Raw genomic sequence first — 13,916 nt, forward strand, 5'->3', positions numbered from 1 at the left:
AAATTATGACATTCAAAAACGAGGAAGAACTAAATAAAGCTTTCGAGGCGGCCAAAGCGAGTCTAGAAATAGAAGGCATGACTGTTACAAAGGAAATGGAAAAAATTATAAAAGAAAAGGTATCCGGAAAGATAACGCACGAGCAACTTATTACATTAGCTGATGTGATTGCAAGACGTGGACGTACTTAACAATCTAGAAACCATCACAAAATTTTTAAAAATAAACGGGGAAAAAGAGATGGTAGATCCATCTCTTTTTCATATGCTCCATGATTAACTGCGAATCGCCTTAATCAGAAAACGATGTTGCTTCACATCAAAATAACCTTTTTGTAAGATGATTTCATGTATACGATATAATTCCTCACAATACCTTTCAACAGTAAAATTAGGGATTTGCCACGGAATCGCTTTTAAATAATAGACGATAGCGCCAATGTCATAAAAGCGTTGAAAAGGGAACTCTTCTTTTTCTTCTAAAATAGTAAATCCATTTTCCTTTAACTCAATGCATGCAGCTTCGAGCGACCAACTTGCAAATTCGTTATTTAGAGGTGCGTTAAACTGCTCATTAAGTTCCGCGCAATCAAGGCCGCCAACTTGTTGTGTAAGAAATATTCCATTAGGAGCAAGGATTCTGTTTACCTCAGAGGCAGCATATGATTCATGTTGATTTATGATTAAATCAAACTGACCATCTTGAAATGGTAAAGCAGTATCATGAATTACTTCGACGACTGTAACCCCTAGAGGCTCTAACTTTTTTCGAGCAATTGGCACGTTTGGAGCGTAGCCCTCAGTAGCATAAATAGTTAACGGGAACGGTTGTAACATAGATAAAAACTCTCCGCCGCCAGTCCCCATATCGAGCATTGATTTAGCACGCTGCATAAGCTGATAAGCAGTGCTACCATACGACCATGATAAAGGCTCGCTCTTCATTCGGCCCGTTTCTGAAATGAAAGAAAAATCCCAGCCACTAAAGTTTGTATTTGTACTCTCTAATAAAGTTAAAAATAATGGATCACGTTTCATAAATTTGTCCTCCTATTTCATAAATGAATGATATGATGAGAAAGGAAAAAGGGAGGACCTCTTATGAAAGAGAAGCGGTTTTACGTTTCATGTTCGAATAGATTCATATACATTCGCTCCTTGTGAGAATGGTTATTTATATATTCGGGATAGTTGAGTGGAATTCCTTTGAAGTTATTAGGGAAGGTAGTTGCGTAATGAAAAACTGGATAGAGTTTACGGACAAAGAGGATGAACAAATTTGGGACAAGATATATAGTGAACTTAAGTTTTCACCAAGTCTTTCTATATTCCCATCATTTAAGGTGCCAAGTCCTTTTGTTACATATGATATTTCTCATTGCTTTGGAGAGTCGATAAACGATCTGGAAAGTAAAGCGTTACAAGCCTTTCAAGAAATTACAGCATCGAATGAATATATCATGGCACTGGATTGGCAACATGAGTGTTATTGGACGAATCCACATGTAGAGTTTGAAAGAACTGAATTTGATGAGTGGATAATTCCCGTATTTCCGAATGGAGATTACTACTTCTTTATTCAGAAAGACTTTAAGTGGGGCTATTTAGGCCACCCTTGGGAGAAGAGTATAACGATATTTGGAAAAGAACTTATAGAAAGCTTTGAACGAAATAAGCCGGAAATGTTTCAAAATATTTTAAGGCAAGGATAATGTTTGAAAGAGAAAACCGCGTATACTTCATTTTTGAAGCATACGCGTTTTTGTTTAAAATACTCAAAAATAAAAATCTTTTGGTAAAGTATCATTTTTTATTACCGTTCTTAACCCATGTTTTATAATCCAAGGATTAACTGGATGCTGTTTATCACGTAATTGCTGCAACCATTGAAAAACAAGTTCTTTATCTTCTTTCGTAATATCGTTAATATGATTGGCTACAGATTTTTGAACGTATTTAGAAGGGTCATTCATTAAAGGCTCAAGAAGCTGTAAATTGTACTGAAAGTCACCTTTCAGAGCTCCTATTTTTTTAGCCCAAGGAAGTCTAGGTCTCGTACCTTCAGAAACTAATCTTCTAATGTGACTGTTTTCATCATGAATCCACTTTTGTAATATGTTTAGTGTGTCTTCATGGTATGTTTGAAGAAAAGGCCGAATGGCATATTCAGCAGTATTCCTTTTCGTTATTTCATACATGGCGTTGAATGAGGTTTCAAAATCGTTAAGCCCATATTTTTCAACGTATTTTGCGATAGGCATGTACATATATCCGTTTGTAAATGTGCCTACTTCTGTTGTATTTTCTGGGCCTAACGTTTTTAGTAATATATGTATTGCTTCATTAAAATCTTTTTGTAAAGCATTATGTAATTCATCTGCCATTACTTCAATACGCTGCTTTAACTCTAAATTTTCAATTTTACATGTTACGGAAGACACAAAGTTTCTTTTAGAGAAAGTAGGATCGTGTTTACAAATAGAATCAGCCATTTTTTCTGCTAATTCTTCGTTAAACAAAAATTTTAGCGGAACATATTTACCCATTTTTTCACCTCAGTGGTCAGTTGAAAACAAGTTTTATTTTTTAATCGACAATCCATAAACTAAAGTCTCACTCGGAGTCGTAATACTAAAACCTGTCGTCTTATAATCAAGTTTCACTGTATCACCAGTGTAGTCTTTCGTAAATGAATCCATTTGTACGATAAAATCAGCATCTTCATATATAACGTCATCTGCATTATATGTATCCCAAATTAAATCTACATCAACGAAAATACTACAAGAGTTTGTCATTGTCCCTCTAACGCGAATGATCTTTTTGTCTTCACGTTCTAATCTATGTATAGCTGCTATTGCTTCATCAGTAATACGAATGTTCATTGTATCCCAACCTTTATTTATATTTCCTTTATTATTGCAAAAACAGGAGCAATAGGGAAGCAAAGAGGTTTGCAATAAAAAACGAGCAAACAAATTAGTTTGCTCGTTTCACTTTATCCGACTTTAATGGGCAGTAAGACCCCCACCTCAAAATGCAGCGAAAGAAAAGAAGTTAGGTGGGGGATCAACTGTCCATAAAAGTCCGATTGGTTCAACTAATAATCCGTGGGGGATGAAGAAAACCCCCACGGATTAAAGTTTCACTTTATTTTAGTTCACATTTATCAAGTGGAATCACTTTTGTTTTTTTCGTAAATTTATATCCTAACCATAGTGCTAAGAAGAGGGGTAAACCGATGTAAGAAACGAGTACGCCATTCCAATCGATTGATTCACCCATAAATGCGCCGTAGTTTTGTCCTAAAATTACGATGATACAAAGTGTAAATGCGAAGATTGGACCGAATGGGAACCATTTTGCTCTATATGGTAAGTCATTTAAATCTTTTCCTTGTGCGATATATGCTTTACGGAAACGGTAATGACTAATTGCAATGCCGACCCAAGCGATAAAACCAGACATTCCTGATGCATTTAATAACCAAATGTATACAACACCGTCACCGAATAAAGAAGCAATGAAAGCGATACTACCGACAATCGATGTTACGATTAATGCGTTAACAGGTACACCGCGGCTATCTAATTTACCCAGAAACTTTGGTGCTTTCCCTTGGCGAGCTAAATCCCAAAGCATACGAGTTGAAGCATACATACCAGAGTTACCAGCAGATAGTACTGCCGTTAAAATAACAGCGTTCATAACAGAAGCAGCAAAGGCAACGCCCGCTTTTTCAAAAATAAGTGTAAATGGACTTACTGTTACATCACTTGCAGCAAGGCTTTCAGTTGTATAAGGAATTAATAAACCGATAACGAGAATGGCAAGGATATAGAATAAAAGAATACGCCAAAAGATCGAACGAATTGCTTTCGGAATATTACGCTCTGGATCAGAAGTTTCACCAGCAGCTACCCCAAGTAATTCAGTTCCTTGGAAGGAGAAACCAGCTGCCATAAATACTCCGATAATTGCCATGATACCACCGTTAAATGGTGCATCTGCAACAGTGAAGTTTTTGAAGCCAACAGTTTCGCCGCCCATAATTCCGAAAATCATCATGAAACCGACAATTAAAAAGATAATAATGGTAACTACTTTAATAAGTGCGAACCAATATTCAGATTCACCAAACCCTTTAACAGATAAGTAGTTTAAAAGGAAAATAATAGCTAAACATAATCCGCTCCAAATAAGAGAAGGGGTATCAGGGAACCAAAATTTCATAATTAATGTTACAGCCGCTAGTTCAGCAGCAATTGTAATGGCCCAGTTATACCAATAGTTCCAACCAAGTGCAAAGCCAAGTGATGGATCAACAAATTTTGTTGCGTACGTGCTAAAAGATCCAGTAACAGGCATGTAAGCTGCGAGTTCAGCTAAGCTTGTCATTAAGAAGTAAACCATAATTCCAATTGCGGCGTATGCAATTAATGCACCGCCAGGTCCAGCTGAATGGATGACACCACCGCTGGCAAGAAATAGTCCGGTACCAATTGTACCGCCGAGAGAAATCATCGTAAGGTGCCTTGATTTTAGACCGCGTCTTAATTCACCTTTTCCTTTTGTAGTTTCTGTTTGAGAGGTAGTTTGATTCGTTGCGCTATTCATGTTCAACACTCCTTTTCTTGTAAGATAGGAAGGAGCGGGGGAGAAAAATACAAAAAACCGCCAAAGGAATTTGGCGGAACGTTTCACAAATAACCACCCCATCATACCCTTCCGTTAAGATAGCACCCCACGTTTACACGGTAATTTTGTAAACGTGACAGTTCTGTTCCTTTCGGAGACAGCCCCAGCTCATATTTCCAGAGAAGAAATATAAACTTCGGCAACTTTTCCTTTCAAACGGAGTCGGTGACTTTCTCTGTGTCTCGTCCGTTTTACTCTTAAAAGTCGCAACCTCTACCTCATCGGATTGATGAGGATTTGATATATTGCTAAGATTTTTAATATATGGCAATTGTAATGAGTTTCTGAATATATTGCAAGATATTTTGTAGGAAAAAATCAAAAAAGATCGGTTATTGTATAGGAAACGCTTGCAAAACTCCACCCGAACCTACTATTATGTAACAATAAGCAAAGAAAAAATTGTTATACAAATGTTTCGCAAAAAATATTGAAAAATCCTTTAAAAATAAAAAGAAAATTCAGAAAATATAATTCGACATTCATAATAAGGTCATATTTTTTGGTATAATTAGAGTAGCATTTAAGCAAAAAAGGGGAAATCAATATGAAATTAGAAACAGAAAGGCTCTATATAGTGCCGTGTACAGAAGAGAGTATTCACGTTGCTAACGAGCAAGGATATAATAGTGGTCCTCATGTTGTAGGGCATGTAGAAAATGTAAAACAGGATAAGGATTTATTACCTTGGGGCGCGTGGTATGTCATTCGAAAAGAAGATGACATCGTTCTAGGTGATATAGGGTTTAAAGGGAAACCAAATGAGGAGCATACAGTAGAAATTGGTTACGGTTTTATTGAGAAATATTGGAATAAAGGGTATGCGACAGAAGCTGTAAGAGAACTAATAAATTGGACTTTTCAAACTGGAGAGGTAGAAACAATTATTGCGGAGACACTTCTTGAAAACGAAAGCTCGATTCGTGTATTAGAGAAATTACATATGAAGAGAATGGGTACTACAGAAACGATGATTAATTGGAAAATAGAAAAATAAAAAATACCGCTCGAAGTATATCGGGCGGTATTTTTATCGTTAAGGTAGCATTTGTTTTTGATCATTCGGATATCCGGCTGTCGGTGTGTTAGAATGCTTGGAATGATTACGAACAGTAATGAAAATAGAAATAATAACGACAAGACCAATTGCCACGTAAGAAAGGGAAATAATCGTTGGATCCACTTTAAATGTAGTAAGTAGTGTACGAATGTTTGTAAAGATAATAAGGCCACCAACTAATACGCCAAGTAAATGAGAAGGTACGATGCGCACTAACCATGCAGCGATTGGAGCTGCGACAATACCGCCAAGCATTAACGAAAATACCCAAACCCAACTTACTTGTTCCCAACCGAGTGAGATGAAAAAACCAATTGTTGCAGCGAGTGAAACAGGAAACTCACTCGTATCTACAGATCCGATAACTTTTCTAGCTTCATTTCCTCTTGCTAAAAGTACAGGTGTCGTAATCGGCCCCCAGCCACCACCACCAGTTGAATCAACGAATCCAGCGAATAAGCCAAGCGGAACAAGTTGTTTAGCAGACATACGTTTCTTTGAAGTAACAACTTGTTTTTGAATAATGAATCGTAATAAAATATAAACCCCTAAAGTAAATAAAAATACAGAAATGTACGGTTTAATTACATCCCCAGGTAAATTGCTTAAAAAACATGCTCCAATAAATGCGCCAATTGCTCCTGGTAATGTAAGCCTGGAAACGGTGTATTTATCAACGTTCCCAAATTTGAGGTGAGATGCACCAGAAGCGGCGGTTGTAACAACTTCAGCTAAATGAACAGATGCGGAAGCTACAGCCGGTGCGATACCAAACATTAGTAAAAGTGAGGTAGACGTTACCCCGTACGCCATTCCAAGCGCTCCATCGATTAATTGAGCGAAAAATCCAATAATAGCAAAGACAATTAATTTCTGCATAAAAAATCCCCCTGTAATAGTAAATGAAAAAGGCACTTTTCCCGTGTGAGAAAAGTGCCTTTGGTTTTTCCAATCAGCAATATTGAAATTTGTTTCATTATAATACACATTAATCGTATAAATCAACTAGGTTTTAAAGTTTTTTGAATTGAATGAAAGAAAAATAAAATATACAATAAAAGGATGGAGAGAAAGGGGAGAAAGACATGTTACGATTTGATCATCTCGTTCACGCAGTTCATGGCACACCGGAAGAAGCGGCAAAACAAATGCAGGAGCGTGGATTTCATACTGTACTAGGCGGAGAGCATACAAATTGGGGTACTTGGAATAGTTTATGTTATTTTGATTTATCATATATAGAATTTTTGGCAGTTCAGCATGAAGAAAAAGCGAAGAAAGCAGACAATCCATTAGTACAAGAAACAGTAGTGAAATTACAAGATGGAGAAGGAATGCTACAAATCGCAATTCGAACAGATGCCATTGAAGAACTAGCAGTTAAATTTAGTAAGCACGGTATACATACGATAGGACCATTTGAAGGGAAACGCATGAGAAAAGATGGCCGCCTTTTAGAATGGAAAATGTTATTTGTAAAGCAAGAAGAGAACGGGCCGAAATTACCTTTCTTTATACAATGGAATGAAACGGACGAAGAAAGAAGAAACGATTTACGTAACATAGGAACAATTACTGAACATAAAAACAACGTACAACAAATTGAAACGATTCATTACGCGGTGAAAAATGTTCGAGAAACGGTGCAGAAATGGAAAGAAGTAATGGAGTTAACTGCAAGCTCGGTTGTGAAAAATGAAGAATGGAATGCGGAGTGTCAAAGTGTATCGTTTGGTGACATTCAAGTACAGTTTTGTGAACCAATTGGGAAAGGGCTAGTACTACAATATTTGAAGAATCATGGCGAATATCCATTTGCAGTAGAATTTAAAGGGGAAAATAAACGAGAGTATGAAGTGTTAGGTAGTTTGTACATATATTGATAGAGGTGAACGCTTTGGAAGAAATGTATAGAGAGATAGAGAGACAACTAGAATGGCCTCGTATTGTAAAGTGTACAGCGATTTCAAAAGGTTTTTCACATGAAGAGAAATATAAAATAGAATTAGAAAATAGAGTAACATATTTTGTAAAAGTATGTGATGCTGTTCATTTTGAACGTAAACAAGAAGAATATACGTATATGAAACAATTAGAGTTATTACATATTCCAACGCCGAAGTTAATTCACTTCATAAAACTTGAGGAATTAAATAAATGTGTTCAAGTATTTGAATGGGTCCAAGGTGTAAATGGTGAAGAAGGTTTAAGGAAGCTATTGGCGGAAGAACAGTATCATGCAGGAAGAAAAGCAGGAGAAGTATTAAAGAGGATACACTCGATAGAAAAAGAAAGTGCAAGTAATAAATGGGAAACATCTAGATGGAATAAATACAAAAGATACATAGAGGCATTAGCAAATTATGAAGTGGATTTTCTAGATTTGAAGCCAGTATTAACTTTTGTAGAAAATCATAAAGACTTATTAAAAAATCGTCCAATTACATTTTTACACGATGACTTCCATCCAGCAAATAGTATGATTCATAATAAGGAATTTATCGTTATTGATTTTGGTGGATATGATTTTGGCGATCCCATACACGATTTTTATAACGTAGCGATTTTTACTATAAGAATAAGTAAACCATTTGCGGTTGGACAAGTTCACGGTTATTGCGGAGGAGAACCGTCACTTCATTTTTGGAAACTGTACTCATTATATGCAGCAATGACATTCCCAGCGGATATCGTTTGGACAAACCGAAGCACACCGCATTTAGTAGATGATATGAAGGAAAGATTAAACGGAATTTTAGATGATCATAATCAATTTTTATCCTATATTCCAAAATGGTACCAATCAAGTGAATGTAATAAATAAAGGAGGAATACATATGGACAAAATTGCGGTAATTTCAGATATACATGGTAATATTCCAGCTTTAGAATCTGTACTGCAAGATATTAAATTGAGAGGAATCGAACGCATTATTTGTCTTGGAGATTTAGTCGGAAAAGGGCCTCATTCTAGTGAAGCAATTGAAATCATTCGTAAAGAATGTGAAGTAGTCGTAATGGGAAACTGGGATGATTTTATAACAAAACCGACTGAATTTGAAGCGTTAAAATGGCATCAAAAACAATTATCGGAAGAACAAAATGACTATTTAAGAAGCTTACCATTTTCAATCGAATTTTTTATGAGCGGCAAACTCATTCGTATGTTTCACGCTTCACCGAGAAGTTTATATGAAAGAATACAACCACACGCTTCAAGAGAAGAGCGTATTAGTATGTTCGAAAACAGTGAGCTCACGGAGAATATAGAAGGAGAAAGAAAACCAGATGTCGTTTGCTACGGTGACGTTCACCAAGCATTCGTTCAAAATTTCAGAGGGAAAACGTTATGTAATGCTGGTAGCGTAGGAAATCCGCTTGAAATTACACAAGCTTCTTATTTAATATTTGAAGGAACTTACAAAGAAAAAGAAGCAGCAAGCTTTTCTATTCAACTCGTACGTGTACCGTATGATATTGAATTGGCAATTCGATTAGCAGAAGAAATTGATATGCCAGAGATTGCAGAATACAAACAAGAGTTATGGACTGCATTGTATCGAGGATTTAAGGGGAAGTAAACCAATCATAATATATCTATCGTAACTTAAAATATATCAACGATTTTTTTGATATATCGACGATTCGACAAAGGATATCGACTTACCGACGAATAGTGACATGAATTGTTACCTGTAATTATATTATGTTAACTGATTAAAGGGGGATATCATGTGTCGAAAACAAAACATCAAAGAAATTATTGATCGTATTTTAACGTTAAAATTAACTCATCCAATTAGAGTTGGAGTAAGTGGTATTACAGCTTCAGGAAAAACAACATTTGCAAATGAACTAGCGGAAGAAATAAAAAAACGAGGGTTACCAGTAACACGCGCTAGCATTGACGACTTTCATAATCCAAGATTGATTCGCTATGCACAAGGTAAAGAATCTGCAAAAGGGTATTATGAAGATGCACACGATTATACAGCTTTCAAAGAAAGATTATTAAAGCCTTTAGGACCTAACGGGAATTTACAGTATGAAACGATTTCTCATAACTTAATAACGGATATTCCTGTATATAATACGCCTATATTCGCTCAACCCAATATGGTACTCATAGTAGATGGAACGTTTCTATTAAAAAAAGACTATGCGTATTTATTTGATTACAAAATCTTTGTAGATACAAATTTTGAGATTGCGAGAAAACGTGGTGCGAAGCGGGAGACAGAGGCTTTTGGAAGTTATAAAAAAGCTGAAAAAATGTTTTTAACAGGTATCATGCGGCCTGTAAGATGTATATAGAGGAGCATAATCCGAAAGATTGTGCAGATGTTGTATTTCGGAATAGTGATTTAGCAAATCCAGAAGTTATATTTCAAGAGCGAATGTAATACACAATCAAAAGAATATGTATAGCCTTTTATTAATAGTTATAATTCTCGTATAATTATATTAGCTTTAGAAAGTGAAAAACGGGGGATAAGGCAATAAGAAACGCAAAAAGGGGAGAAAAAATATAATGAATGAAGTACTAGAATTAAAAGAAGAACTACTACAAATTAAAAATAATAATTATGCTGTACCAGAAGACGTAGATGCTTATCCATATGCGCAGTGGATGCTAGATTATATCGGATCACCAGATGCTGAATTACGCGATGATTTAATTTATAGTACGCTTCACACATGGATTACAACTGATGTGTTTAGACAAAAAGAATTACGAGGATTAATGTTACAAGCAATTAGTCCTGATTATTTATTTTATAAAATTGGTGAAAAGGGAACAGATTCTGTATTTAAACGTGCGTTCTCCGTATTAATTCCACCACTTATTTTATCTGTTCATGAAAGAGAACCGTTGTTATCCGAAGAACAACTGTACAGTGTAGCAGAACAAGTGCTGGAATATGTATATTTAGAAGAAGATGTAAGAGGTTACGTAGAAGGAAAAGGCTGGGCACACTCTACTGCACACGCAGCGGATGCGCTCGATGCGTTAGCACGTACAATACAAAATCGTGAGTTTTCATATGCAATATTAGCTGCTGTTCGTCAGAAGGTTCGATTGAGTGATTATGTATATGTACACTTTGAGGATGAGAGATTAGTAAAGCCAATTATGTCATTACGTAACCAAGATCTTTTAACGGAAGAAGAGTGGAGCAATTGGCTACATAGTATAGCAACTGTTGAAGACATCCGACATCCGCAGCATGCTATTTTAGTACAAAATATTAGAACTTTCTTAAGAAGTTTTTATTTCAGAGTTTTAGAGACAGAGGGTAGTACAGCCTTTACGGATGATATATTGGAGACTTTGAAGGATTTGCGTAGGTATTAAAAATGCTCCAGCCTTAGAAACCAAGAATAAATATTAATTTTGAAAAATTTATTAGAAATTTATTTTTACATTGTACCCTTTTAGTATAGGCTGAAAGGGGTGTCAAATGAAAAAAATATTGAGGTTAGTGAAAATAATTTTTTTAATGTGTATTAGTATTATTTTCTTTGGTACAGGTGCTGTATTTATATATCATAACTGTCAATTAAAAATGGAATCGAAATTAATGAACAATAAAGGTGAACTTGTTAATTTCGATAATAAAAAAGTGAATGCTTATAATGAGGGGAGCGGGGAAGATACGTTTGTATTTATGGCCGGATCTGGAATTGCCGCTCCTGTTTATGAGTTGAAAGGCTTATACAGTAAATTTTCGAAAGAAAACAAGATTTCTGTAATTGAGAGAGCTGGTTATGGATACAGTGATGTTTTTCAAGATGATAGAGATATTGATACGATACTAGAACAAACAAGAGAAGCGCTTATTCGAAGTGGGAATAAACCACCATACATCTTAGTACCACACTCTCTATCGGGTATTGAGGCCATTTATTGGGCACAAAAATATCCAAGTGAAGTAAAAGGGATTATTGCGTTAGATATTGGTTTACCTAAACAGTACGTGACTAATAAAATAGATATGGTTGATTCATTAAAAATAAAAGGGATGAATATTTTAACGAAAATTGGTTTTCAGAGATTAGCTCCCTCTATTACTTATAATCCCGAAGTCATTCGTCAATCCTTTTTAAACGAACAGGAAAAAGATGTTTATAAAGCGCTTACGTATAAGCGGGCTTTTAATGATGATATGAAGCAAGAACTTTTACAAAGCTACAATAACGGTAAAAAATCAAATTCTTTATCGATCCCAAAAGAAACACCTATGTTATTTATAGATGCGATTGCTAGGCAATATAAAGATTCGAAGTATACAAAGCAAAAAAACAAAGATTATAAGGAGTTTGCTAGCAAGTTATTAATAGCTGATGTGAAAATAATTGAAGGTACACATAGTATTTATTTATATGCTCCTGATGAAATATACAAAATTGCTATGGATTTTATTAAGAATAAAGTAGTGAAGAACTAAGCAATTGTTATTTTAGTGATGAAAGGTCTACATAATGAAAGTATATAACATATTAATTGTTGAAGACGATTTAATTATAGGAGATTTATTACAAAAAATTTTACAGCGTGAGAAGTATAATGTGTATTGGGAGAAAGAGGGAAAGAAAGTTCTTGATATAATTCATGAAATAGATTTAGTCGTAATGGATGTTATGTTACCAGGCGAAGATGGTTATCAAATTACAAAGAAAATAAAAAATCTAGGATTAAATATTCCAATTATATTTCTATCAGCAAGGAATGATATGGATAGTAAACTAAAAGGTTTAACTATTGGAGAAGAATACATGATAAAACCTTTTGACCCTAGAGAGTTGTTGTTAAGGATTCAGAAAATGTTAGGTAATCAATATGGTATGTTCACGCAAATTAACCATGTATTTATAGATGCAGAATATAAAAGAGTTTTTATTAATGATTTGCGTAATGAAGTTGCTTTTACAGCAATTGAACGTAAAATATTCTTCTATTTATATGAAAATAGAGATAGAATTTTATCGAAAGAACACTTCTATGATTACCTATGGCAACTCGAAGATAGAAATCAAAATATCATGAACGTACATATAAGGAAAATCAGAACCAAAATTGATGATAAAACAGGTGATATTATTCAGAACATATATGGAGAAGGGTATAGATTAAATACCTATATGAAGAAATGAACTTAAAGAAAAAATATCAGTTACTATTATTCTCCGCTATTATTAGCGTACCACTGTTATTGTTGTCGATTAGTATCTTTGTATCAGTTATTTATAATGCTGTCTTTAAAACTAAAAATAAGAACATCCCTTTTCACGAATCCTATGCATATCCTACTATGTTAATCATATTTTTGTTATCATTATTAGTATTAGCTTTTGTATTTTCAAGGTCGATTAACACCGTATTAAATAAAATTAATATATTAAATCAAACAATTCGAGATTTAGCGAGTGATAAAAAAATCCCTAATATAATAGATGTTAAAAGCGATGATGAAATGGGAGAACTGATTAAATCAGTAAACTTGCTTATAGAAAGAACAACTTATCGAGAATTGGAACTACAACAACAGGAACAAATAAAAAAGGAACTATTAAATAAATTACGGCATGATATTAATACACCCTTAACAGCGGTCAGATTACAATTATATTATTTAGAAGGTGAGTACAAGGAACAAGCACCAGTACTTGAATCACTGTATGAGCAGATACAATATATAAGTGATTTAACTAACGAATTTAATATGCAATCTACCGAAACCTTAGAGAATACTTATATTGTGCATGATGAAGTGAATATACATAATTTAATAGAAAATATGATTAAAAAATGGAGCTATTTGTATAGCATTCATAAAATTGAATTAGTATATAATCCACAAGATAAAGAGTTGATATGGAATAGTAATGAGTTATGGATTCAAAGGCTATTTGATAATATTTTTCAAAATGTCCTTAAACATTCAAAAGCTAAAAAACTTAAAATCATTATAGATGAAGATATTGTTTATTTTAGAGATAATGGGATTGGGTTCGATATAAATAGTAAAGGAACAGGACTTGGTTTGAAAAATATTGAAGATATATCAAAGATGTTTGATATAAAATACACTTTACAATCAAATAGTGAGGGGACAATGTTTTCATTTGAAAATACTAAAGTTTAGAGAAAATTACAT

Annotated in this window: 15 protein-coding genes, 1 pseudogene and 1 riboswitch; of the genes and pseudogenes, 11 read left to right on the plus strand and 5 right to left on the minus strand. The window is 34.4% G+C overall.

Features of this window, described 5'->3' with window-relative positions; translation table 11 throughout:
• Positions 1–5: 5 nt before the first annotated feature.
• Positions 6–191, plus strand: a complete 186-nt coding sequence (locus tag ACTFSI_RS14540; protein WP_000143190.1) for an antitoxin VbhA family protein — start codon at positions 6–8, stop codon at positions 189–191.
• Positions 192–275: 84 nt separating this feature from the next.
• Here ACTFSI_RS14540 and ACTFSI_RS14545 read toward each other — a convergent pair whose 3' ends face one another.
• A complete protein-coding gene (locus tag ACTFSI_RS14545; protein ID WP_138321737.1) occupies positions 276–1,037 on the minus strand; it encodes a class I SAM-dependent methyltransferase in 762 nt (253 codons plus the stop codon).
• A gap of 197 nt (positions 1,038–1,234) precedes the next feature.
• Between ACTFSI_RS14545 and ACTFSI_RS14550 the strand changes: the two genes are divergently transcribed.
• Entirely contained in the window at positions 1,235–1,711 is a 477-nt protein-coding gene (locus tag ACTFSI_RS14550; RefSeq protein ID WP_138321739.1) for a DUF2716 domain-containing protein, read from the plus strand.
• Between the two features lie 63 nt (positions 1,712–1,774).
• Here ACTFSI_RS14550 and ACTFSI_RS14555 read toward each other — a convergent pair whose 3' ends face one another.
• The 3 genes from ACTFSI_RS14555 to ACTFSI_RS14565 form a co-directional block, all read right to left on the minus strand.
• Positions 1,775–2,545, minus strand: a complete 771-nt coding sequence (locus ACTFSI_RS14555; RefSeq protein ID WP_138321742.1) for a DNA alkylation repair protein — start codon at positions 2,543–2,545, stop codon at positions 1,775–1,777.
• Between the two features lie 33 nt (positions 2,546–2,578).
• Positions 2,579–2,884 (minus strand): iron-sulfur cluster biosynthesis family protein, encoded by a 306-nt coding sequence (locus tag ACTFSI_RS14560; protein WP_044792978.1) that lies wholly within the window; start codon positions 2,882–2,884, stop codon positions 2,579–2,581.
• Positions 2,885–3,149: 265 nt separating this feature from the next.
• A complete protein-coding gene (locus ACTFSI_RS14565) occupies positions 3,150–4,616 on the minus strand; it encodes an amino acid permease (protein WP_001083411.1) in 1,467 nt (488 codons plus the stop codon).
• 112 nt (positions 4,617–4,728) lie between these two features.
• Positions 4,729–4,921, minus strand: a riboswitch (Lysine riboswitch).
• A gap of 323 nt (positions 4,922–5,244) precedes the next feature.
• On the opposite strand from ACTFSI_RS14565, the gene ACTFSI_RS14570 reads away from it, so the two are divergent.
• A complete protein-coding gene (locus ACTFSI_RS14570; RefSeq protein ID WP_000764629.1) occupies positions 5,245–5,694 on the plus strand; it encodes a GNAT family N-acetyltransferase in 450 nt (149 codons plus the stop codon).
• A 39-nt stretch (positions 5,695–5,733) separates the two neighbouring features.
• Here the strand turns inward: ACTFSI_RS14570 and ACTFSI_RS14575 are convergent, their stop codons facing one another.
• The gene (locus tag ACTFSI_RS14575) at positions 5,734–6,636 is read right to left on the minus strand and encodes a sulfite exporter TauE/SafE family protein (protein ID WP_080776530.1); all 903 of its coding nucleotides are present in this window, start codon (positions 6,634–6,636) and stop codon (positions 5,734–5,736) included.
• 206 nt (positions 6,637–6,842) lie between these two features.
• Here ACTFSI_RS14575 and ACTFSI_RS14580 point away from each other — a divergent pair, with 206 nt between their 5' ends.
• From ACTFSI_RS14580 to ACTFSI_RS14615, 8 genes and pseudogenes are all read left to right on the plus strand, one after another.
• A complete protein-coding gene (locus ACTFSI_RS14580) occupies positions 6,843–7,640 on the plus strand; it encodes a VOC family protein (RefSeq protein ID WP_044792974.1) in 798 nt (265 codons plus the stop codon).
• Positions 7,641–7,654: 14 nt separating this feature from the next.
• Complete coding sequence (locus tag ACTFSI_RS14585; RefSeq protein ID WP_044792972.1) at positions 7,655–8,581, plus strand: aminoglycoside phosphotransferase family protein; 927 nt, start codon at positions 7,655–7,657, stop codon at positions 8,579–8,581.
• A 13-nt stretch (positions 8,582–8,594) separates the two neighbouring features.
• Positions 8,595–9,338 (plus strand): metallophosphoesterase family protein, encoded by a 744-nt coding sequence (locus ACTFSI_RS14590; RefSeq protein ID WP_440045443.1) that lies wholly within the window; start codon positions 8,595–8,597, stop codon positions 9,336–9,338.
• Between the two features lie 151 nt (positions 9,339–9,489).
• Positions 9,490–10,160 (plus strand): annotated as a pseudogene (locus ACTFSI_RS14595) (hypothetical protein).
• 128 nt (positions 10,161–10,288) lie between these two features.
• Positions 10,289–11,113: a DUF2785 domain-containing protein gene (locus ACTFSI_RS14600; RefSeq protein ID WP_074602020.1), complete on the plus strand. Its 825-nt coding sequence runs from the start codon at positions 10,289–10,291 to the stop codon at positions 11,111–11,113.
• 106 nt (positions 11,114–11,219) lie between these two features.
• Positions 11,220–12,206, plus strand: a complete 987-nt coding sequence (locus tag ACTFSI_RS14605) for an alpha/beta fold hydrolase (RefSeq protein ID WP_440045444.1) — start codon at positions 11,220–11,222, stop codon at positions 12,204–12,206.
• A gap of 34 nt (positions 12,207–12,240) precedes the next feature.
• The gene (locus ACTFSI_RS14610) at positions 12,241–12,912 is read left to right on the plus strand and encodes a response regulator transcription factor (RefSeq protein WP_000870359.1); all 672 of its coding nucleotides are present in this window, start codon (positions 12,241–12,243) and stop codon (positions 12,910–12,912) included.
• On the plus strand, positions 12,909–13,904 hold the full coding sequence (locus ACTFSI_RS14615) for a sensor histidine kinase (protein ID WP_001049580.1): 996 nt from the start codon (positions 12,909–12,911) through the stop codon (positions 13,902–13,904). Before ACTFSI_RS14610 ends, ACTFSI_RS14615 begins: the two co-directional genes overlap by 4 nt.
• Positions 13,905–13,916: the final 12 nt, after the last annotated feature.

The sequence above is a fragment of the Bacillus cereus group sp. MYBK101-2 genome (assembly GCF_051918845.1).
Taxonomy (GTDB): Bacteria; Bacillota; Bacilli; order Bacillales; family Bacillaceae_G; genus Bacillus_A; species Bacillus_A paranthracis.